Below are 21,508 nucleotides of genomic sequence, written 5' to 3'. Positions count from 1 at the left end.
GACAAGCTGATGGGAAGCATCATACATGTGAAGATAGAACGCCCGGTTTTGTTCAATTTCCTGGTAGGTGTGAGAAAAGAACATAAAAAAATCTCCTCTTTCATGTATTCTGAGGAGATTCTACATATTTTTTCATTGCTTGTCCATTGACAGAAGACTTTATCAACAGAATGAAGAAGCGAACTGACCGTTCGCTTCTCTCCGGGTATTTTTTAGAAGTTTTCTACGAAACTGCTTTTACAATGTTCAGATATTTCATTCATAGACAGAAAACCTTGTTTGCAAATTTGTCATACCGGGATTATAATAAGGGTATAAATAAGAGAAGAGAGATGCAGCAACATCTCTCTTCCGGACAATTGATGCCACCGTATAAGTGGCGGCCTTGACAGGTGATAAAAATAACCCATCCTTAACCGTCGAATGTGTCAGGATGGGTTATTTTTTTGTATTTATAATCGAAACGACTAGCGCGGCAAACGCGATCATTAAGGTTAATGTCTGAAAAGTCGTCATAAAGCGGCACCCCCTTTCTTTGGGGTGTACCGCCACCCATCCTGTGTGGCTATGCAATTGTCTCTTTCATTATAGCAAATTTTAGCGGCAGTATCGAACATTCTTTCTCTTTTTTGGCACTGCTTATTCTATAACCTCTATCACCAATGTTGCTTTTATTTTTCTATAATTTTTATATTGGTAGCATGTGCATACATCGGAGCTGAAAGCCCAGATGTATCAAAATGCACGATAACCTTTTGACCCACTTGAAGAGAGGAAACCAGCTCTTTATCAATATCTTTTGCGTCAACCATATAACCTTCCCCGTGATACTTTTCACTCATCACAAGAGCAAACACCTCTTCCTCGCTCTTGCCTATTAATTCTTCTTTGTTTATTTCGGGAATGACCCATATTCTAGCCTTATCCTTATTAACAATATACCCTTCGACAGGAGGAGTTTCTAATGGCTTATAGCCGATGACCTTGCTGGTCTGTGGGTCGATTAGTATGGAAGGGGTGCTTTCAAAGGAAACAAATAATACTTCCTTGCCTTCATAATTATCTTTATAAGCTTGACCCAAGAATGTATGGTCATTATCAGCAGCAACCGTTTTCGTTACTTTTGCACGCTGCCATTCTTCTTTACCCTCATCATCCCAACCCTTTTCTTTAACAAAATCCCAAGCAATCTCTCTTACATGCTCATCACTCTCTTTATCTGCAGCATTTACATCATTTGCAGCTTGACTATCTGATGAACAAGCTGCGAGAAAAATCAGCGGAATGGATAGAATAAAAATAAGCCATTTTATTTGCATTCGGTTAACCCCTTCACTTTAAAAATTCTTAATATTACTTTTCAGCACAGCCTTCTCCAGACTTTACTAACAATCCCGAAAAATAAGCAAAAAACAAACCTGTCACCTTTTATTCTCCCAATGGCTTTGCCTCCTCCCTTTCTCCCCTGTCGCTGTGAGAAGGGAGGCTGCTGGGTGAGTAAAATCTTTATTAAACCAAAAAGAAAGATGCCTTTTATGCAATCAGTCATCTCGATCAGTCTATTCGATAATCTCCTTTACCCGGCCGACCAGGCCGCTCTCCAGCTTGACTTTAATGCCGTGCGGGTGGGTCGCAGAATTGGTCAGTATCCTCGCGACAACACCTTCTGTGAGCTTGCCTGAGCGCTGGTCTTGTTTTTGAACCACTTTTACCTTTAGTCCTGGTTTGATATTTTCTCTTCTCGTTCCTGGCATGGGGGTGCCTCCTTTTTTATCTATTCCTTTAAATATCCCTTATTCGCAATCTAAACCATCCATTTTAACAGTACCTAAGGAATTCAGGCGATATTTTCTAATATTACCAGTGAGGTTAAGGTTAAACAAGACCATTAATCAATCGTACATGACATGAAAGAGGACGACGAGGAGATCATTCACGCCCATGCGAAAGAAGGCGGGCGGCTGCACACGTTTCAGCCATTGCTGTTCTGGGCTGGCGGACAGATCCAGCGAATCCAGCTTATTTTTGAAGGAGAAGCCAAGTAATAGCTGAATATGCTCATGCACTTACTATAAATTCCCCAGGAAATAGGAATGAAAGCGGATTCTTATATTGAGTGAATCCATATAAAAAAGCAGGCTACTAGAAACGTTTGCCTGCTTTTTTATAATATCGTCTTTTATTAATTAAATGCCCGCCTTAGCGCAGCGGCTGCCTGTTCTATGCATTGTTTGCCTTGGTCGAGAACACCTGGCATCCAGAAGAATCCGTGAATCATTTCTTTATAGCGTGTCGCTTCTACAGCCACACCCGCGTCTTCTAAGCGTTTCGCATACGCTTCTCCTTCATCCCGGAGCGGATCATACCCGGCTGTGATAACAAGCGCAGGAGGCAATCCGCTTAAATCCCTCGCCTGCAGAGGGGACGCATACGGATGCTTCCCATCTTCTGCATTTCGCAAATAATGATCCCAAAACCAGACCATGGAATCCTTTGTTAACAAATATCCGTCGGCATTCTCTCGGTACGAGGCGGTCTCGTAGGAATGATTCGTCACCGGATAAATCAGCATCTGATAAGCGAGCGGCAGGTCATTCCTGTCTCGTGCCATGAGGGACACCACCGCTGCAAGATTTCCGCCGGCACTGTCTCCTCCAACCGCCACACGCCTCGGTTCTACTCGAATGGAAGCAGCGTTTTCAATTACCCACTTCGCTGCGGCGTACGCATCGTCCGCCGCGGCCGGGAATTTATGCTCCGGGGCCAGCCGGTAATCCACAGAAATCACCACACATTGAGCCCGGTTGGCAAGCAGGCGGCACGGAACATCCACCGTGTCCAAGTCTCCGATGACCCAGCCGCCGCCGTGATAATAGACGAGAGCAGAAAACGGTCCTTGTCCCTCCGGTGTATAGATACGGACCGGAATCTCTCCGCCAGGCCCCGGAATCGTCCGGTTCTCTACGCGAGCCACCTCCTCCGGTTCTCCCGCCAAAGCGGAAAAGTCCGAGGTGGCTCTTGCCTCTTCTGGCGAGAGTTCATGCATAGGCGGGGCACCCGCTTCTTCCATTTGCGCTAAAATAAACTTTGCTTGAGGATCTAAACCCATTTGTGTCATGGCCTCCTTTTTTCTTTCTTCCTAAAGCCCCTGATTCCAACAAAAAAGAGAATACGCATGCAGCTATTCTCAAAGGTTATCATCTATGAGGAATGCTTGTTTTGTACGCTCGCCCGTAACCTTTACCTTCAGTATATGGAGAAGAAGGTTTTTTAGAACGGCTAGATTAAAAGAATAGGAGAATGTATATAGGAGAAGCGGGCCGCTCATCAGTCTTCCTGCTGAAAGGAAGACTGTGAGCGGCTGCAGGATACCGCGTTATTTTTCACAAAACCAGTCATGAAAAGCAGCCATCGCAAACAGAAACAGACTGTATCCCGCTACCGTATAAAGATGGCTCCACTCCTCCGAATGAACGAACAAACCGACGGCTTCCGCTTGCTTCTCCATCACCGCCGCCCCTAAACCGAGGAGCAGAATGAACACCGCCCGTTTCAGCCAGCTCCACCTCTGTATAAGCATTAAAAAGAGACCGGTCGCTGCTGGAAGGACAACGAGCGTAAACAATAGGTTAACCGAAAAAATGGAGGCAAACGGCCTCGCCGGGAAGGCATACATGCTCTTTCCTGTAAACAAGAGGTCTAAATACGTGCCGAGCAAACTGGACAGCAGCATAGCCGGGAGATAGGCCCTACTCCCGTATAAAGATCGCTTTTTTCGCAAGGGCGGCAAGTTCGAGTCTTTCAAGTGTTTTACAGTAGTCATCTTGGATCTCCCCGTCTAATGTTTCGTGTAATTCGCTGAAATGGTCCATGACGCTCGTGTTTTGAAACCAGTCTCCCGGCTCCGCCTCTGCATGGCGGACGTCTTTCCAGGCGTATTTAAGAGGCGGGCTGTACATCCGGGCCGCTCCCGGCCGCAGCCGGCAGTTTCTTAACCGGAGCTGATATTTCTTCCCGGGTATTCCTTCATGGACGCTGTTAAACAGATGCGGCCAGTAATCCTTTCTCGAGCCGGTATGCGGATGGGTATTGGCCCAGTCCTCTACACTCCTTAACCGTTCCTTATGATGAAACAAAAGGGCATACAGCCGCTTTCCTAATAAAATGCGGGCGGGCAGGGAATCAAACTGGTGAAGTGTCCGGCCCGTAAAATGCAAGAGGCCGTCTTTACGGTAAGGGAAAAGAATCTGGTTGAACGACAAAAGGTCCTGGAGCTTAAATTCGATCGTATTGAAGACTTCGTGCTGATAGAGAGGGTTCTGCATCACCCGCTGTTCCAGGTAGTTCTGCTCATTGATAATGAGAGCGGTCGTTAACATGGCTTTGTCAGGGTGCCTCCAAAAGAAGTGCCAGATTACTTCCATAAAGAGAGAAATGTGAAAACAAGGAAACAGAAAAAACAGCGGCTTTTGCTGCTTAAGGCTCTCCCGGTACAGCAGAAACTGCGGGTACGCATCCTGGAAAATCAGCCAGTTTCCCCGTTCCAGAAAAGAAAAAAACGACCGTTTTTCCTTCTCTGATAACAGCCGCGCCAAGAGCTCGCCCTTTAAATCCGTCATGTTCCAGCCGCCGTTTCTCGACACCATGTGCCCGAGAAAGGCCCAATGAATGTCGGGGTGCTCGTTGTAGAATTCCAGGTAAGCGTTCGTCCGGGTGACGTTGTTTTTGTTCCGCTCGCTTGTTTCCTCTTTGATTCGCTTGACAAGAGCTTTTTCCTCTCTTGATAGATTCAAAGGCTTTGCAAGCTTTTTTCTTCTTTCTAATTCTTCCTTGATTCTGTCAAGAGGAGGCGTTTGCCGGCTTCTTCTGAAAAATATGGTTCCTCCCTCCTCTATGAATGCTTCCCCGCCCCACTTGAATACACATGAAATGATCCGCATTTTACGGGGAGAGGAATGAGTATAGATGAAGATCGATACCAGTGAAGGAATCCAGCGGCTGATTGACAGGCTGAGAAAAGACCAGACGCCCGACGGATCCTGGGCGTATCCGTTTGAAACCGGTCTGTCAACGGATGCCTACATGATCATTTTATTACGGACATTGGAAATACATGAGGAAGAGTTGATTCAGGGGCTTGTGTCGAGGCTGATGGACAAACAAGAGAAAAACGGGGCGTGGAAGCTGTTTTATGACGAGCCGGATGGGAATGTGACCGCCACCGTGGAGGCGTATTATGCCCTTTTGTATTCAGGGTACGTGAAGAAGAGTGACCCGAAACTGAGAGCGGCCCGGCGTTTCATTCTGGCCAAGGGCGGCGTTGAGCGCATCAACATCTTTGCCAAAATCATGCTGGCGATCACGGGGCAATACAAGTGGCCTGCCTGCTTTCCTGTGCCGGTTGAAGTGATGCTGCTGCCGCCTTCCTTTCCGGTACACTTTTATCAATTTTCCGTGTATGGAAGAGTGAACCTGGCCCCGATCCTTCTTTTAGCCGAAAAGAAATTCAGCCTCCGAACGTCCCGGAGCCCGGACCTTTCCGATTTATTGTTAGACCGGAGCGACATTCATGACTGGGAGGTCCGTTCGGAATGGCGGCCCATCCTGTCCTCCATCGAGCAAGAGGTGAAACGCCTCATCGGGCTGCCTTCCCGTCTCCGCTCTCTCGCTGTCGACCGCGCGAAAACGTACATGCTCGAGCGGATCGAGCCCGACGGCACGCTGTACAGCTATTACAGCTCTACTTTTCTGATGATTTTCGCTTTGCTGTCGCTCGGATACAAAAAAGAGGATCCCTTAATCAGAAGGGCAGTGAGCGGGTTAACCGCCATGAAAACAGAGATCGGCGGGCAGCCTCACATGCAGTATACAACAGCGAATGTATGGAACACGTCACTCATCAATTCTGCGTTGCAGCTGGCCGGTGTGCCTCTCCATGATCCGATGGTTGAAAAGGCCAACCGTTACCTGCTTGAGCGGCAGCATTATAAGTTTGGCGACTGGGCCATTCACAATCCTGCCGGTGTACCGGGCGGATGGGGGTTTTCCCACATCAATACCGTCAACCCCGATATGGATGACACGACCGCTTCCTTGCGATCCATTGCAAGAGGGGTGACAGACCATTCGGCCTTTCGCAGAGCCTGGGACCGGGGTGTGCAATGGCTCTTATCCATGCAGAATGATGACGGCGGCTGGGCAGCCTTTGAAAAGAACGTGAAGGGCCGGTGGATTCATCTTCTTCCGGTTGAAAAAGGAGAGTTTATCTTCAGCGACCCAAGCTCGGCGGACTTGACCGGCAGAACGCTTGAGTTTTTCGGCAACTACACGAACCTGCCAAACGATCACAAGGGCATGAAACGGGCAGCCCGCTGGCTTATCAGCAATCAGGAATCCGACGGCTCCTGGTACGGCCGGTGGGGCATTTGCTATATTTACGGAACGTGGGCAGCTGTCACCGGCCTTCAGTCCGCCGGCTTTTCTGCTGATCACCCTTCCGTCAAGAAGGCCGCCGCCTGGCTAAGGAGCATCCAAAACCGGGACGGCGGCTGGGGGGAATCCTGCCGAAGTGACAGCGAAAAACGGTACGTGCCGCTTGGTAAAAGCACCCTCACCCATACAGCCTGGGCGCTGGATGCGCTCATTGCCGCCGAGGGAACACCGTCACCCGCCGTTCAAAAAGGGGTGCAGTTTTTGCTGGGGTCTCTCGAGAATACTGACTGGACGACAGATTACCCAAAGGGACAGGGCATGGCCGGAAGCTTTTATATCCACTACCACAGCTACCGTTACATTTTCCCGCTTTTGGCCTTATCGAATTACCGGCGGGCCTTCGGTTAATGAAAAAGGATCGGCTCTTCAGCAGCCGATCCTTTTTATCTTCGTGTTGGTTAACGCGCATTTTTCATGATCTGCTTTCGGAAATAGGCGGGCTTCACCTCCGCAATCAGGATGGCGGCCATAATCAGCACCGCTCCGATGACCATGCGGCCGGTCAGCGCTTCCTGCAGGAACAAGACCGACAGGACCATGCCGAAGAAGGATTCTAATGACAGAATAATCGCGGCTTTTGTAGCGGTCGTGTATTGGTGGGCCAAATTTTGAAACAGGTAGGCCAGCGTGGTGGAAAAGACGGCTAAATAGATAATCGCATACAGCGCTTCCCGTTCCACTGCCACAGGCACCTCCCCGCGGATCAAAACGAAGGCGACGCTGATGAAGGCGGCTGACATAAACTGTACGATCGTCAGCGCAATAGCGTCTTCCTTTTTCACGAACAGGTTCGTATAAAAAATGTCAAACGCAAACGCGATAGCGCACGCTAACGACAGCAGGTCGCCTATGTTGACAGCCAGTGAATCCTGCAGGGACAAAAAGCCGATGCCGACAATGGCGATGACGGACCCTGCTGCCTCATACCGGTCAATCTTCCGCTTATAGATAAGGTAAGCAATCAAGGGCACAATCACGACATTGACCGCCGTTAAAAAAGCATTTTTTGACGGAGTCGTATACTCGAGGCCGACCGTCTGCAGCGCAAAGGCAATATATAAAATGGCGCCTAAAATGGTGCCTTTCCACACCGTCGAGGCGTTGATTTTCTTGAATTTATACCCGAATACGACAGCAAGAATGAGCGCCCCTAACGCAAACCTTCCGGCCATGACCTGATAAGCAGTTAAGTACTCGAGCGCGATGGCCGTCACGACAAACCCGCTGCCCCAGACAAAGGCGGTGATCAGCAGCATGCCGTCCCCTATGTATTGTTTTTTCATTTTTTCTCCCTCCAAGCTCCTATATAAGAATAGCACGGGCAGAAGGAAAAGGGGCTTCGTTTTTACCGATTTTTCTTTCAGCTTTTTCGAGAATATCCAGCCTTTGTCTTTTTCGATAGATTCATAGTAAGATAGATAGTAAAGATAATTGGGAGTTATCTTTACTATACATAATAAGATTATTTTAAATAAAACAGGCGGTGAAACGATGAATTCCCTTTCTCTTCTCGAGGAGCTGGCGAGTGCGGACTACCTGGCTCACCTGCAGCAGGAGCTGTCCCGCAAGCATTTGCTGGATGAACATAGAAATTTAAACCTTTCCAACAGCTCGGAACAGGAGTTTCTCGAACTGTTTTTCTCCATGAATCTTTTTAAAGAAGGAAAACCGCTCTCTCCTCATACGATGAAAGCGTACCGGTCTGACGCCAAGACACTCCTTATCTTCCTCATGGACCATTCGCTGTCATTCCGTGACATCGGATTTCCGGAAGTGAAAGCCTATAACCGCTTCATTACCGATACCTATGCGGCCAAATCCGCTATCCGGAAGCTCGAATTCTTCCGGCGGCTGCTGGACTTCGGCTATGAAACGCAGTTTTATCAAAGCCATCTCTCTACCTGGATCACCAAGCCCGTTTCGAAAAAAGGGCATTACTCGAAAAGCAAGCAGGCAGAGAAAAACCGGACGCCGCTCCGGGAATTAAGCCAGGCGGATGCAGAACGGATTCTGTCCTTCTTTCCGCAAATCGTGAAGTCCAAGAGGAATCAGGAACAGCTAAAGACGCGGAATCTCTTAATCGGGTATCTTCTTTATACAACCGGCCTGCGCGCCAGCGAGCTCTTAAGCCTAAACTGGGGAAGCTTCCGGTACAGCCGGCAAGGCCATGTATTTGTCGATGTGATCGGAAAAGGAAACAAAGAGCGGACGGTGCCGATACGCGAGGAAGTGAAAAGGCTCTTGTTTGACTACCGGGAAAGCATCCATGAGCCTACAGAGCTTGACCCTTCCGATCAGAGCCCCCTTTTCTTTGCTTTGTACAACAGAGAAGCAGTAGGTCAGGAAAAGAAGCGGCTGACGTACGCGGCTTTATATAAGATCGTAAAGGAAGCCGTGGAGCTCGCGGGCAGAAATACACACGTGAGCCCTCATTGGTTCCGGCACACTTTTGTGACGATGATGCTTGAATATGATGTTCCTCTCGCAGTCGTAAAGGACTGGGCCGGACATGCCGATATCTCGACAACGAATATGTATTTAGAGCGGGTCAATCAGGATAAGATGCACGCGCACTTAGATAAAGTGCAGCTGTTCTAAAAGGAAGGGGCCCGCCCCCAAAACAAAAGCACGGTACAGAGAAAAGCGGACCTAGCCCTTCTCTCTGTACCGCGCTTCTTCATCGTTCCTTCTTTTCCGGAGCACCGCATAAACGGAAACGGCGAATGCTCCTGCCATTCCCCACAGCATGTCGGTAATCGTGTCTTTGTTGCTGTCGCCCTCTAATGCCCCCATCACCGTTCCAAGAAACTCAAGGCTCTCCCATAAAGCGCTCGCGGCGACGGCCAAGGAAAAAACAAATAAAAACAGCAGCCAGCTTGTAAGGTCTTTTTCCACCTCTTTAGGAATAAAGAACCTGTACAGCGAAATGGCCAGAAAAGCCGTAAACGCACTGCCGAAAAAGTGAAGCGCCATATCCCACCACGGCAGCCGGTCATAAAGACGCAGCATCGCCCCAAGGAAAAAGGCAGCGGTAAGCAATAAATAGTAGCTGACAATCAGCGGCACAGAAAAGGGGATCCGTTTCGCCAGCAAAAGAAGAAGGGGAATGAGCCCCATCAAGATTCTGCCGAGCGCATCCAGCGGCTTAGGTGATTCTCCAGTTACCTGCTGAACGACGAACGTCCCGGCTATTAAGAGCGCAAAAGCTAGACTTAACGCCACGATTGCTTTTTTCTTGTTCATACCCTCGCTCCAATCGGTGACATATTATTCATTTAGTATATCTTTCCTGATAGGATTTACTCCTTTCTCATAGTATTAGACAAAAAGTTACAAAACAATACAAATTCTTACCAAATCATCCATAGAGAAACGAAAAACTATCCATTATAATGGAAAGTAATAACAAGACAAGAAGCGGAGACCTTTGTGGCCTGCCTGGCCAGCACTCTCAGCATCTAGATGAAAAGGGGGCAAATCAGATGTCTATGGAGCAAACTAAACATATGCTGGAAACGTTGATGTATTACGGGGACAGCCAAATTACACAAACGTTTTCCAAAAACCAGCAAAAAGTGCTCTCCGTCAGCTATATAAAAGAACGCCGGGCGTTTCAATTGACCTACCTGACCACTTCTGACACCGAACTGTATACAGATATTCCATCAACGGCTCAGGCGATCAAGAAAGTTATAGACGGGCAGATCGCTGTTGAAGAAGACAGCAAATAAAAACGATATCTCTTAAAAGTCCTGCAGCCAACCGACCATCGATCGAACGCGAGGACTGTTGAATACAAATAGGCGGTTTTATTCAGCCCGCTTATTCGCAAACAGCAGGGGAATGCATGGACGCGCCCCCCTGGTACATACACCCTTGCCTCTCTTCTGCCTCGCGGAATGGAGCTGTTTTCATGCCACCCCTCCATAGAGGTATGAGGCCAGTCACAACGGTCAGAACCAAATGCCAGCATAAAAAAGCGGCCTGTGAATTCCTCACAGGCCGCTTTTGCTTATTCTTCTTTTTCCGTGTCTGCTGTTGTTTCTTCCTGATTCGCATAATCGTATTCGGACCGGTCAACAGGTGTGAAATTCGGCGGTGAATAGAATCGCAGCAAATCGCCGTTCACCACTTGGTCGGAAAGCTCCAATTTCCGTTCTGCCAGTTCCTGATATTTCTTCGCTTCCGGCAGGCGGGCCTCCTCTAACTGTTCACCTGTCACCGAGTCATAGTATTTTCCGTCAATCGACGTAATCGTCGGGCTGACAAAGTTTCCATTTCGGAATGGGACGAGTGACTTATGGTCCTCAGACAGTAAGTCGGTGCCGAGGTGGATATATTCTTTCCCCTCGATGCCAAGCAGGTGGAGAAGAGTCGGCAGTAAATCAATTTGTCCGCCATATTCATGGTTGACTCCTCCCTTGAGGCCAGGGGCGTGGATAAACAGCGGCACCCGCTGCAATCCTGTGCTTTCAAACGGTGTAATTTCTTTGCCCATCACTTGCTCCATCGCTTTATTGTGATTGTTGGAAATGCCGTAATGATCCCCGTACATAATAATCAGGCTGTTCTCGTATAATCCAGATTCCTTTAAATCGGCGAAAAATTGCTGTAAGGCTTCATCCGCATAGCGGGCTGTCTGGAAATAGCGGTCCACGGATGGATCTCCTGTTGTATGCGGCTCAATGGTCGCCTCTTCCTGGTCCATCGTAAACGGATAATGGTGAGTCACTGTAATGAACTTCGTATAGAACGGCTGCGGCAGTGACTTCAGCATAGGCATGGACTGTTCAAAGAACGGCTTGTCCATTAATCCATAGTCCGCTAGATCCTCAGGGTTCATCTCATAATAGCTGGAATCGTAAAAGCGGTCATAGCCGAACGATTTATAGATCTCATTCCGGTTCCAGAAGCTTCCTGAGTTTGGATGGAAGACCGCAGATGTGTAATCATACTCATCCAAAATAGCCGGTGCTGCCTGGTACGTGTTTAAGCCTTTTGTCGTAAAGGCCGCTCCCTGCGGCAGGCCGTATAAGGAGTTATCAATCATAAACTCCGCATCCGCTGTTTTTCCTTGCGCGGTCTGGTGGAAGAAGTTATCAAAGTAAAGCGTATGTTCATTTCTTGTTAACGAATTTAAAAAGGGTGTCACTTCTTCTCCATGCAGCTGATAGTCAATCAGGAAGTTCTGAATGGACTCCAGATGCAGGTAAATGACATTCATCCCTTTTGCCGCCCCAAAATACTCCGGATTCGGCTCTGCATAATTTGACTTCGTGAAGTTAGTGACTTCTGTCAAATCATCACTGTCCGCCATAACCCGTTGTGCCGAGGCTCTCGTACTTTGGGCCGCATCGTAAATGGTGTAGTTATACATGCCCAGGTACTTAACGATATAGTTGCGGTCGAATCCCCGCGTCAATAGCTGAGGGCGGTCCCCTTCCGCTATCGCCAGGTTCACAGCTGAAATGCCGAGACCCAATAGCAGGACGACAGCGGCCTTCCAAGGAGTCAGGTCCCTTTTTTCTATCTTAACGGCTTTAAACGCCAGCAGGCCGATAAGAAGAAGAATATCGACAAAGAACAAAAGATCATAGGGCTTTAACAAGTAAACGACACTGCTGCTGACGTCACCTAAATTCTCGGTTTGCGTAAGCGTCGGCAGGGTAATAAAGTCGTTAAAGGAACGGTAATACAGGACGTTCGCAAACAATAGAAACGACAGGAGACTGTCGATCACCAGCAGGGCGATATATTTTCCCCTTCCTTTAAAGAAGAACGCTAAGCCCAGGAACAGAATCGCCGAGCCTAACGGGTTCAACAGCAGGAGAAATTCCTGCAGCGCCCCTTCTACGCCTAAATCAAATTGCGTTAATTGCATGACATATGTTTTTAGCCACAGCAGCACAACGGCCATGCTGAAAAACACTGCAAACCGGTGGACGCCGTGGCCTTCTTGAATATTGTTACGCATGTTTCAAACCCACTTTCTAGCAAACTATCTTCTTTCATACATTTTATATTCATTGTTCATTTGATATACATAAAGATTGTCAGGTTCTCTTAAGAACAGCCCATCTATCAAGCCAGCAGACAAAGCTTGACTACATACGAGGCATGCCGATGGACAGAAGCAAGCTGGCATGCCTGCCTATACAGCATAATACCGCAGCTATGTGTCAGCAATGTGTCGAAGCCTGTAAAACCGCTGACTTTTTTTATACTCCCTTTCTTCCTCTTCTCAAAGGAACCTGTCTTTGGCACAAATTTCAAGGAAGGTAATAAACTATTGTAGATTACCTATCTAAGGGGGAACGATCCATGAGTATGCCCGCCATTCCGCCCGAACCCCACCGGCCGTCAAAAAAGGAAGTTATTATGGATTTGCTGGAATCAATCGCGTTGGAGGAAATTGCTCTATCGCACGTCATGAATGCCGAAGCCGAAAAAATTCAAGCGTTTGTAGGGAAATGCCTGGACTTCCCTACCCATCCGTCTAATGAAGAGATTATGAAATTCAATAAATCAGTAGGCGGATTATTGGAAACGGTTGTGATGAAAGAATGGCTCTTATTAAAGAAGCTGGAAAACGTGCTGGAATTTGAAGACAAAACGAAGGCCTGCACCCATCACCCGCATAAAAACAGCACATGCCGCGGTCATTCAGATGGCTGCAAATGAGGTGAGAGAAGCATGGTTGCTGCCCCGGATAGAGGGAAGAAGGAAAGAGAAGCGCCGTTTATCGCTTTGTTCCAATCCGTCTTTTCCTATAAAGAAGCCTTGGTTTTACTATGGGAACAAACACATGAGCGGCGAATAAATGATCGGCTGCTCGTGCATCTGATTCGAAGAAACTTAAACGAACTCTCTCATTATCTCCACGTGTTTATACGCAGATATGAGGTATACGCTCAGTACCATGAGCATCTGTCTATCTCTCAAGAGCTGCTTTACCGGATCGAACGCTATCTGACATCGATTGACCGTCTTTCTGACCGGCTGCAGGCTTCCTTTTATGAGCGGAAGAAGATCTCTTCCTTAATTGAGCATTTGCTTCACGAATGGCGAGTCTTCATGAAGCTGCAGGAAAAGCGTCCATACAGAAACAATCCGAATACGAGATGGATCGCCAGCTGTATAGCAGATCCAATAAAAAAAGGAGGCAATCGGTAACATGATTGCCTCCTTTTTTGTACTTACAAATAAGGAAAAAATTATTTTTTCGAACGGCACTTGCCGTTTCCGCACGTACACGTGTCGTTTTGGTCCGCTTTCCCTTCCGCAAATTCAAGAATGTCTTCCAGCTTAAGCAAAAGAAGCAGTTCTTTCTGGATAACCCGGCCGAGGGTCTGGTTGGCTGCACGGTTTACCTTTAATAAATGATCCACGGTCATCGCTTCTTTGGCCGTGCCCTTTGAAGCTCCCTTCCACTTTCCTAGAAACGAACGAATGTTATCTGCTTCTGCACTAATCACTTGGCCTAAAGCAATTTCCTCTAAAGCGATCGAAGTTAACAGCAGGTTTAATACTTTATCGTGCTCTAAATTGTCCATCATATCCGTGTTGGGCAAAAATGGGTTTGACATTGCTCTCTTCCTCCTTTATATTAACGTCTCTATAAATTATGCTAAGTCCAGCAAAATGGGAAGGACTGGTAACCTAAGAAAGGGAATACTTTCCAATCTTTGCATGTTTCTTTAGTTACTAAGAAACAAGCCTCTATCACGCCGCTTTATTTGGGCGGCCATTATAAAGCAAGCCGTATGCCTGTATTCAAACAAACAGCCAGTCACCGGCACAATACCGGCAACTGGCTGTTTTGTTTTTTGTGTTGCCCCTGTCTTCAAAACGGGAGCGGCTCTCTAGATTACTTCTCTTCAAAATAAGAACAAACCACTTGGCCTACAGATTTCGCTGCTACAAGAAGGGCCTCTTCATCGATATCAAATTTAGGGTGATGATTAAAATAAGCTTTTTCTACCCCTTTTGGCTTACACCCGATGTAGAAGAAGCAGCCAGGTGTTTTTCTCGTGTAATAAGCAAAGTCTTCTGAACCGGAGAGCTGAGGAAACTCAACGATCTGTTGAATCTCCGGGTCGTCTGCGCGTTCGAGGGTGGTTCTCACAAAATCCGTCATCTCAGGATCATTGTATAAAGGCGGATAATCAGGTTCATAATTCAATTCGCACGCGACTCCGAATTCCATCTCAAGCCCTTTGACCATACGGTGAATCTCCCTGCTGATCACTTGCTCCGTTTCATCGTTCATGTAACGGACATCGCCCGCCAGCTCAATACGATCTTTAATGACATTTGGCGTTCCTTTGCCATCAAATGAACCAATCGTGAACACTCCTGTCTCAAACGGATTCAAACGGCGGCTGATAATCGTCTGGGCGGCTGTGACAAAGTGGGCGCCGGCGACAATGGGATCATTGGCCAGGTGCGGCGAGGAGCCATGGCCTCCTGACCCTTGGATCGAAAGGCTGAACGAAGCCCGGCCCGCCATCGCATACCCGCTTCTGTATCCAACCGTGCCGGCGGGCTCAGTTGGAAATAAGTGCACGCCGAACACGTGATCGAGGTCATCCAGTATCCCTGATTCCACCATACTCTTTGCGCCTCCTGGCGGCTTCTCCTCCGCATGCTGGTGAATGATTTTCACCGTGCCGGCCAGAGAAGATTTCAATTGAATGAGGCAGTCCGCCAAAACCAGCAGATAGGCGGTATGAGCATCGTGTCCGCATGCGTGCATCACGCCTTCGTTCTTGGACTTAAAAGGTACATCTGTTTCTTCCACAATCGGCAGCGCATCAAAATCCGCCCGCAGGCCGATGGTTTTTCCCGGCTTGTCCCCTTTGATGGTGACAACGATCCCGTGCCCGTTTCCGACCTCTGTTTCAATTTCTACATCTTTTCCTTTATAAAAATCAATAATATATTGAGCGGTCTTTTCTTCTTCAAAAGAAAGCTCGGGATATTCATGCAGATAACGGCGGATTTGAATCATTTCATCCTTTCGAGCTTCAAGCATACCCATTAATTCATTTCTCATTTCTGTCTCTCCTTTTCTCCATCTTTACAAATCTTTTTCAGGCGTTAAGCTTCTGCCGCCCCTCTTTTCTTCTCCAAGTACAGACAAACGGCAATGGTCAACCCGATACAAAACAGCATTTTGAAATAAACCGGCAGCGCGGTTAAGTTGATCATGAATCCAAGCGCTAAAGCAATGACGCCGTAAATCGGCTTCTTCATGGCGAATTGGGCCAGCACGCCTCCGAAAATCGCCGGCAGCACCAGCGGCAGTACTTGCTGTATATTTTGAGGAATCATGGAAATAAGAACGGAGCCGCCAAGAATAATCAGAATAAGAAAGACTTTATTTACGAGTGAAGCGGCACCGATCGCCAGCGTCGCCACAATCTCTCCCTTTTCCGTTCCCGGTTCGGCGCCGACTGCATGCTGGGCGGCAGCCGCCGATGGAAGACACATGTTCCCCACATTTCCTGTCAAAAAGCTGATATATGTACCCGATGCCCCTAAAATCGGGAAATACATCATCGGCTCGAGCACCCAGACAACGGCAACAATGCCAGCGTACGCTGTAAAACCGGCGAGAATAACACTCCACCCCGGATGATGTCCCAGCCCAAATGAAAGGTACATAGGTAACAGCAGTGTTAAAATAATGGCCGACCACAATGTTAACCGGCCCCAAAAATGAGTTCTCCTGTAGAAACCGTCTAAGCCCGCGGGTGGTGAGTTAACAGGCTCCACTTTCTGGACGATGTTTGGCTTAATCGCACTCATTGCATACCCCCCTGTTATCAAATAGTAAAATAGCCAACTACTAAACTAGCAAGAATAGCAATCCCGAGTGACCATTCGCGCAGCCAGTTTTTCTTATATTTGTTTCCAAGTGCAGTCAGTATCACCATCGTGGCGCTCGCAACAAGAACCGCGACAATATACGAAAAACCTTTCACCATTTCCGCACTCGCTAAATTACCGAAGGCAGCGACCATGGCAGCTGTCGTAATAATCCCCATGATCCTTTTATTCTTTTCACTTTTCTCCGTTGCTTTCGCCTCAAGTTTGCTCATTGACTTAGTGGCTAAAGCAGCAAAAATTAGCCAGCCCGAGCCGCCGAGGCATAAGGTCCATACCACAGCTGTAAAGGCCTCCATATTAAAGCCTGAGCTGCCTAATTCCGTGCCATAGGCTCCGGCACCGAGGCTTGCCCCCACCGATTCAACCGGCGCTGAGCCGATCACACCGATTCTCAGCAAAGTCAGCGGATCACCCAGTAATGGAATTAAGGAAATGGCCACAATAACGATGGCAAAAGAAGGACCAATCGCCGCAATCGCCCCCGTTTTCAGGGCACTATTGATTTCCTTTTTTGTCATGCCGATTTCTGTGCCGGCACCCTTTGCTAATGAAATAAATTTGACCGCCTGAAAAATAACGATCGCCAACACAAATAACGCAAATATCCAGATGTGCCAACTACTTGCTAACTGCATAGCTGCCTCCATCCCATTCTCCCCTTCCCCTTAGAAATTCTTCACATACACTTTAAACTGACAACCATTGTCCAGCGCATGCTTCCACAGTCTCCTCCTCTCCAACAGGTGAATCTGCACACAAAAGGACAGAGAAAGACAGGGTGATCACCACTCCCTTTCTCTGTCCTTTTGCCTGAAAGTTTAACTCGATTACAGGAATCAAGCCCTTCCCCTTTGGCGGCCTGCTATGCAGGCGCTCTCCAGAGATGCGTCCAGCTGTAATCCGTTTACCTGAGAGATTGGCTCCAAGCGGATCTTTCCTTGGAACTTGCTCCTTCGGTGACATATAAATGTTCTCTCCTACAACTATCATCCGCCGATATAAAGTTTTCAGTGTTTTTAGAATAGTTTATTTGCTTATCTTCGTCAAGAATTAAAGTAAGCGCATTCATTTTTTGTTGATGATCCTCTAAAGGAAGCCATGATAGTTAGAAAGTAAAAGCGCAAGAAAGCAAATTCGTCTTGCGGAGCGGCTGCCGCTGTTCAAACATTTCAAAAACGCAGGTGTGATTAATAACGGTGTATAATTATTTGAATATTCAGTTAAGTATGGTAGAATAGTTGTGCAAAATGAGAATGTACAAGCATAAACGGGTTGAGCTTGAAAGAGTCAAAGTAAATGATTAAGGAGGACAATAGGATGGAACCGTTATTTACTGAAGTTCTTCAAGTAGGGGTCGTGGTGAAAGACCTGGATCAGACAATGAAAACATACGCTGATAAATATGGAATCGGACCGTGGAACGTATATGAATTTAACAAGGATACTGTAGCCGATATGAGCATTGGCGGCAAACGGATGGACTATGCGATGCGCTTAGCCCTTGCAGATATTGGAGGGGTCCAATGGGAGCTGATTGAACCGCTGGATGACCGCAATGATTATGCCCGCTTCTTAAAAGAACACGGCGAAGGCATCCACCACGTGGCACTGGATACCGACTCTTACGAAAGTGCTGTGGAGTTTTGTGAGAAAAACGGGATAAGCCCGATGCAATATGGTTACTGGGGGCGGAATTTCCGCTATGACTACCGGGACACGCAAGATGATTTGAAATGCATCGTTGAATTGTACGGGCCGGATCCAGGCTTTGAATGGCCTGAGCCTTTAGCTGTCTATTCAAAAGAAAAAGTATGGTAGAACCATGGATCCTTTTATATTAAAACCTCTTCCGGAGTAACGAAAAAGCCCCATCTCTCAGAAATGGAGAGATGGGGCTTTTTCGCGTGACGTGATGCTTTATTGAGCTTTTTTCTGCTTTTGCCTATCCGCCCAAGCTGACACGTTAGCCGTCTGTTCCGAGCGGAGAGACTTAAATAGAGAAATGCTAATCAGAATCATCACTAGAGTAAACGGCAGTGCCGTGATAAGCGCAATCGCCTCCAGTGCTTTCAATCCATCGCTCATGATCAGCACAGCTGTGGTGGCTGCGATGAGGACGCCCCAGATGGTTTTCAACATATTTGACGGGTTTTCATTCCCATCCGACGTCATAATTCCGAGTACATACACAGTAGAGTCCACCGATGTGATAAGAAAGATCATGACAAGCGCGATCATGAGGATGGAAAGCACCCCGTACATCGGGAAGTGCTGAAGAAAAACGAATATCGCTGTGGCGACATCTTGGGAAACCGCATCAGCAATCTGCTTATTCTCAAACAAATCCATAAATAAGCCTGTCCCGCCAAAAATAGACATCCAGATAAACCCGATCACCGGAGGGATAATCAATACGCCAAGGACAAACTCCCTAATCGTTCTTCCTCTGGAGATACGTGCAATAAAGGAACCAACGAATGGAGACCAGGTAATCACCCATGCCCAGTAAAATATCGTCCAATCATGCGCCCACTTTTCACCTGTGTAGGGTGTTAAATAAAAACTCATTTCGACAAAGTGCTGAATATAATCCCCTATCCCTAAGACAAAGCTTTCCAAAATAAACACCGTCGGCCCTTGAAAAAGGAAAACCACCATAAAGCCAATCACAAGAACCATGTTTGTGGTACTTAAAATCTTAATCCCTTTGTCAAGGCCTGTGATGGCAGACAGCATGTACAATACAAACATAGCACCGACAATGATAACAGGCATCCACACATAATCAGGAATGGAAAATACATAGCTTAAGCCGGCATTGATTTGCAGCACTCCCATGCCCAGTGAAGTAGCCACCCCTGTCACTGTAGCGATAACGGCCAGAATGTTCACCGTATGCTTGATGGACTTTCTCTTCTTTTTCGTGCTTAGGCTTTCTAGCGTTTCACTCACCAGTAATTTACTTTTCTTACGAAATTGGAAATAGGCAAGGGCCAGTCCCACAAGAACGAATACAGACCACTGATGGATGCCCCAGTTAAAAAATGCATAACGCATAGCCACGCGCGCTGCTTCTGCAGATTGAGGCTCTACGCCAGCGATCGGCGGGTTAGCAAAATGAGTTAACGGCTCCGCTACACCCCAGAACACGATCCCTGCCCCAAATCCCGCGGCAAACAGCATACTTAACCACGAAAAGAAAGAGAACTCCGGCTTTTCATCCTCTTTCCCCAGCTTGATATTCCCGTATTTGCTGAGAGCAAGGTACAGGCAAAAGACGACGAAACAGGAGACAGCTACTAAATAAAGCCAGCCGAATGAATGATTAATAAATCCTGAAATCATCGAACCGTTCTCGGCAAGGCTTTCAGGAGAGACGGCTCCCCAAATAGCAAAAAACATAATGGCAACTGCTGATACTTTAAAAACGATAGTATGATAAAAGGTGTTCTTTTTCCTCTTTTCCACATCAACCATCCTTTGCTTTTCCTCTTGATCAAGAGGTTGCTTTTAATGATTCATTGCCGTTCATTGAATCCGCTTTCAAGAAAAAGCAGCAAACGAACTTCTATCCTTGCTGCTTTTGATACAGCCAAGAGGAAGATGCTTGTCTCACATCCTCCTCCCATACATGTCTGAATGGAATGACTTTTCTATTCAGTTAGAGCAGGCGTTTTACGCATCAGACAATTTAAAGCAGACGACTTTCGGCTCTGTCATTTCCTGAATGGCAAATGTAATGCCTTCCCGCCCCAGCCCGGATTGTTTAACGCCGCCAAACGGCATGGCATCAATTCGGTAATCGCTGCTGTCATTAATCATGATGCCGCCAACGTTCATCTTTCGTATCGCCGTATGGGATTTGTTGATGCTGCTCGTGAATATCCCTGCCTGCAGTCCATAATCAACCGCATTCGACAGCTGAATAGCTGTTTCAAGATCCTTCACCTTATAGAAAAGGACGACCGGGCCGAAAATTTCCTCTTTCGCTATTTGACAAGTCTCCGGCACATTGGTTAAAACGGTCGGAGCGTAGAAAGCTCCCTCCCGCCTTCCGCCTGCCAGTAAAACGGCTCCTTTATCAATGGCCTCGTTCACGAGCTTCTCCACCCGAATGGCTTCTTTTTCTGTAATCAAAGGTCCCATATCTGTCTGCTCTGACTGCTTATCTCCCATCCGGTATTGCCTTGTAAGCTCAATAAACCGTTTTTGAAAAGCGTCCATGACACTTTCCTGCACATAGACCCGCTGAACGCCGATGCAATTTTGGCCAGCCGCCCAGAAAGCTCCGGAAACGGTGGAGGCGGCGGCTTCCTCTAGATCTGCATCCTCTAGCACAATAACCGGTGAATTGGAGCCAAGCTCCATGCCGATTTTTTTCAATCCGGCTTTGCGGACGATCTCTTCTCCTGCCTCTAACCCTCCGGTGAATGAAATCATCCGAACAGCCGGGTGCGTAATGAGCGTATCACCAATTTCACTTCCATAGCCTGTGATGACAGATAGCACTTTCGGCGGAAGGCCTGCTTCCTCAAAAGCCTCTGCCAATAAGAGAGCGCTTAAAGGAGTGACCGTCGCTGGCTTAACAATAATGGCGTTTCCTGATGCAATAGCTGGACCTACTTTATGGGCCACAAGATTTAACGGGTCATTAAAAGGCGTAATGGCTCCGATAATTCCTATTGGAAAGCGGTAATAATAACCAACGCGGTCTTCACTTCCAGGTGCTTGGTCAAAAGGAATGGTCTCTCCATGGATACGCCGCGCCTCTTCAGCGCTGATGCGAAGCGTTTGAATGCACCTCATGACTTCCTTTCTTGCTTCCCGAATCGTTTTGCTTCCTTCACGCGAGATCGTTCGTGCAAACCGTTCGTTGTGCTCTTCGATATAATCTGCCGCTTTGTTAATAATGCCCATACGCTGATGAACCGGAAGAGCAGCAGAAATTTCCGCTCCTTCTTTTGCCTCCTCTATACACTGAAGCATATCTTTTGATGTCGCAGCAGGGACCGTATCGATCACGCGGTTATCCTGTGGATCGATCACTTCGATCAGCCTGTCGCGCTTTACCCATTTGCCGGCCAAGTACATCTTTCGGTCAACCACTTGAATGGTCATCAGCCTT

General features: G+C 47.5%; 22 protein-coding genes and 1 riboswitch. Of the genes, 7 read left to right on the top strand and 15 right to left on the bottom strand.

The features are described 5' to 3' along the window. Positions 1 to 438 precede the first annotated feature (438 nt). The 3 genes from QY97_RS21155 to QY97_RS13500 form a co-directional block, all read right to left on the bottom strand. Positions 439 to 516, bottom strand: coding sequence for a putative holin-like toxin (locus QY97_RS21155; RefSeq protein ID WP_369007680.1), 78 nt, complete (start codon positions 514 to 516; stop codon positions 439 to 441). Between the two features lie 155 nt (positions 517 to 671). Further along, the gene (locus QY97_RS19615; protein WP_052728977.1) at positions 672 to 1,319 is read right to left on the bottom strand and encodes a YobA family protein; all 648 of its coding nucleotides are present in this window, start codon (positions 1,317 to 1,319) and stop codon (positions 672 to 674) included. 240 nt (positions 1,320 to 1,559) lie between these two features. Further along, positions 1,560 to 1,754 (bottom strand): YwbE family protein, encoded by a 195-nt coding sequence (locus tag QY97_RS13500; RefSeq protein WP_039237105.1) that lies wholly within the window; start codon positions 1,752 to 1,754, stop codon positions 1,560 to 1,562. Positions 1,755 to 1,907: 153 nt separating this feature from the next. On the opposite strand from QY97_RS13500, the gene QY97_RS20465 reads away from it, so the two are divergent. Beyond that, a complete protein-coding gene (locus QY97_RS20465) occupies positions 1,908 to 2,045 on the top strand; it encodes a hypothetical protein (protein WP_157761898.1) in 138 nt (45 codons plus the stop codon). Positions 2,046 to 2,182: 137 nt separating this feature from the next. Here QY97_RS20465 and QY97_RS13495 read toward each other — a convergent pair whose 3' ends face one another. The 3 genes from QY97_RS13495 to QY97_RS13485 form a co-directional block, all read right to left on the bottom strand. Continuing rightward, the gene (locus QY97_RS13495) at positions 2,183 to 3,109 is read right to left on the bottom strand and encodes an alpha/beta hydrolase (protein ID WP_039237103.1); all 927 of its coding nucleotides are present in this window, start codon (positions 3,107 to 3,109) and stop codon (positions 2,183 to 2,185) included. Positions 3,110 to 3,376: 267 nt separating this feature from the next. Then, positions 3,377 to 3,733, bottom strand: a complete 357-nt coding sequence (locus QY97_RS13490; RefSeq protein WP_099098562.1) for a CBO0543 family protein — start codon at positions 3,731 to 3,733, stop codon at positions 3,377 to 3,379. 16 nt (positions 3,734 to 3,749) lie between these two features. Beyond that, positions 3,750 to 4,940: a DUF2515 domain-containing protein gene (locus tag QY97_RS13485; protein WP_082090229.1), complete on the bottom strand. Its 1,191-nt coding sequence runs from the start codon at positions 4,938 to 4,940 to the stop codon at positions 3,750 to 3,752. 25 nt (positions 4,941 to 4,965) lie between these two features. Between QY97_RS13485 and shc the strand changes: the two genes are divergently transcribed. Beyond that, positions 4,966 to 6,840 (top strand): squalene--hopene cyclase, encoded by a 1,875-nt coding sequence (gene shc / locus QY97_RS13480; RefSeq protein ID WP_039237102.1) that lies wholly within the window; start codon positions 4,966 to 4,968, stop codon positions 6,838 to 6,840. A 50-nt stretch (positions 6,841 to 6,890) separates the two neighbouring features. On the opposite strand, the gene QY97_RS13475 is transcribed toward shc, so the two are convergent. Next, the gene (locus QY97_RS13475) at positions 6,891 to 7,775 is read right to left on the bottom strand and encodes a DMT family transporter (protein ID WP_039237099.1); all 885 of its coding nucleotides are present in this window, start codon (positions 7,773 to 7,775) and stop codon (positions 6,891 to 6,893) included. A 208-nt stretch (positions 7,776 to 7,983) separates the two neighbouring features. Between QY97_RS13475 and QY97_RS13470 the strand changes: the two genes are divergently transcribed. Next, on the top strand, positions 7,984 to 9,090 hold the full coding sequence (locus QY97_RS13470; RefSeq protein ID WP_046128748.1) for a tyrosine-type recombinase/integrase: 1,107 nt from the start codon (positions 7,984 to 7,986) through the stop codon (positions 9,088 to 9,090). A gap of 51 nt (positions 9,091 to 9,141) precedes the next feature. Here the strand turns inward: QY97_RS13470 and QY97_RS13465 are convergent, their stop codons facing one another. Continuing rightward, the gene (locus QY97_RS13465) at positions 9,142 to 9,735 is read right to left on the bottom strand and encodes a hypothetical protein (RefSeq protein WP_046128747.1); all 594 of its coding nucleotides are present in this window, start codon (positions 9,733 to 9,735) and stop codon (positions 9,142 to 9,144) included. 239 nt (positions 9,736 to 9,974) lie between these two features. Between QY97_RS13465 and QY97_RS13460 the strand changes: the two genes are divergently transcribed. After that, positions 9,975 to 10,223, top strand: a complete 249-nt coding sequence (locus QY97_RS13460; protein WP_046128408.1) for a hypothetical protein — start codon at positions 9,975 to 9,977, stop codon at positions 10,221 to 10,223. Positions 10,224 to 10,504: 281 nt separating this feature from the next. Here the strand turns inward: QY97_RS13460 and QY97_RS13455 are convergent, their stop codons facing one another. After that, entirely contained in the window at positions 10,505 to 12,466 is a 1,962-nt protein-coding gene (locus QY97_RS13455; protein WP_039237097.1) for an LTA synthase family protein, read from the bottom strand. Between the two features lie 347 nt (positions 12,467 to 12,813). Between QY97_RS13455 and QY97_RS13450 the strand changes: the two genes are divergently transcribed. Together QY97_RS13450 and QY97_RS13445 are read left to right on the top strand one after the other, a co-directional pair. After that, the gene (locus tag QY97_RS13450) at positions 12,814 to 13,173 is read left to right on the top strand and encodes a hypothetical protein (RefSeq protein ID WP_039237096.1); all 360 of its coding nucleotides are present in this window, start codon (positions 12,814 to 12,816) and stop codon (positions 13,171 to 13,173) included. Positions 13,174 to 13,185: 12 nt separating this feature from the next. Next, positions 13,186 to 13,665 carry a hypothetical protein gene (locus QY97_RS13445; protein WP_039237094.1) on the top strand — a complete coding sequence of 160 codons (480 nt, stop codon included), beginning with the start codon at positions 13,186 to 13,188 and terminating at the stop codon, positions 13,663 to 13,665. A gap of 41 nt (positions 13,666 to 13,706) precedes the next feature. Here the strand turns inward: QY97_RS13445 and QY97_RS13440 are convergent, their stop codons facing one another. The 4 genes from QY97_RS13440 to QY97_RS13425 all read right to left on the bottom strand — a co-directional run bounded on the left by QY97_RS13440 (position 13,707) and on the right by QY97_RS13425 (position 17,030). Continuing rightward, positions 13,707 to 14,078 (bottom strand): hypothetical protein, encoded by a 372-nt coding sequence (locus QY97_RS13440; RefSeq protein ID WP_052725923.1) that lies wholly within the window; start codon positions 14,076 to 14,078, stop codon positions 13,707 to 13,709. A 281-nt stretch (positions 14,079 to 14,359) separates the two neighbouring features. Continuing rightward, the gene (locus QY97_RS13435) at positions 14,360 to 15,547 is read right to left on the bottom strand and encodes a M20 family metallopeptidase (RefSeq protein ID WP_039237092.1); all 1,188 of its coding nucleotides are present in this window, start codon (positions 15,545 to 15,547) and stop codon (positions 14,360 to 14,362) included. A 44-nt stretch (positions 15,548 to 15,591) separates the two neighbouring features. Further along, positions 15,592 to 16,302, bottom strand: coding sequence for a hypothetical protein (locus QY97_RS13430; protein WP_039237091.1), 711 nt, complete (start codon positions 16,300 to 16,302; stop codon positions 15,592 to 15,594). A 17-nt stretch (positions 16,303 to 16,319) separates the two neighbouring features. Then, complete coding sequence (locus tag QY97_RS13425; RefSeq protein ID WP_039237089.1) at positions 16,320 to 17,030, bottom strand: DUF5058 family protein; 711 nt, start codon at positions 17,028 to 17,030, stop codon at positions 16,320 to 16,322. Positions 17,031 to 17,269: 239 nt separating this feature from the next. Continuing rightward, positions 17,270 to 17,373: riboswitch (glycine riboswitch) on the bottom strand. A gap of 327 nt (positions 17,374 to 17,700) precedes the next feature. Here QY97_RS13425 and QY97_RS13415 point away from each other — a divergent pair. Next, a complete protein-coding gene (locus QY97_RS13415; RefSeq protein ID WP_039237085.1) occupies positions 17,701 to 18,201 on the top strand; it encodes a VOC family protein in 501 nt (166 codons plus the stop codon). Between the two features lie 99 nt (positions 18,202 to 18,300). On the opposite strand, the gene QY97_RS13410 is transcribed toward QY97_RS13415, so the two are convergent. Next, positions 18,301 to 19,860 (bottom strand): BCCT family transporter, encoded by a 1,560-nt coding sequence (locus tag QY97_RS13410; protein WP_099098561.1) that lies wholly within the window; start codon positions 19,858 to 19,860, stop codon positions 18,301 to 18,303. A gap of 198 nt (positions 19,861 to 20,058) precedes the next feature. Then, on the bottom strand, positions 20,059 to 21,501 hold the full coding sequence (locus QY97_RS13405) for an aldehyde dehydrogenase family protein (protein WP_039237083.1): 1,443 nt from the start codon (positions 21,499 to 21,501) through the stop codon (positions 20,059 to 20,061). Positions 21,502 to 21,508: the final 7 nt, after the last annotated feature.

It is taken from the genome of Bacillus thermotolerans, from assembly GCF_000812025.2.
GTDB lineage: Bacteria > Bacillota > Bacilli > Bacillales > Domibacillaceae > Quasibacillus > Quasibacillus thermotolerans.
The sequence above is the reverse complement of the archived record's forward strand: the minus strand, read 5'-3'. Positions and strand labels throughout refer to the sequence as shown.